Here is a 217-nt window from a genome sequence, read left to right as displayed (position 1 = left end):
ACTGCTCCATCCCGCGTCCGGATGCATTGTTTAAGACAATGAGACTAAACCATTTTCATCTTCAGCATAAAGCGTGAGAGAGAATTTGGAGCGATACATCGGGTTCGAACCGATGACCTCAACCTTGGCAAGGTTGCGCTCTACCAACTGAGCTAGTATCGCATTAGTTAGTCGCTGCTCTTACTGCCTTGGGCAATAGATAGCGCTTAACTGTAAT

1 tRNA gene is annotated in these 217 nt (G+C 46.5%); it reads right to left on the bottom strand.

The window, feature by feature from the left end:
• Positions 1-86: 86 nt before the first annotated feature.
• A tRNA-Gly gene (locus AB4185_RS21890) sits at positions 87-162 on the bottom strand.
• Positions 163-217 lie beyond the last annotated feature (55 nt).

The sequence above is a fragment of the Vibrio sp. 10N.286.48.F5 genome (genome assembly GCF_041469785.1).
GTDB lineage: Bacteria > Pseudomonadota > Gammaproteobacteria > Enterobacterales > Vibrionaceae > Vibrio > Vibrio crassostreae_C.
The sequence above is the reverse complement of the archived record's forward strand: the minus strand, read 5'-3'. Positions and strand labels throughout refer to the sequence as shown.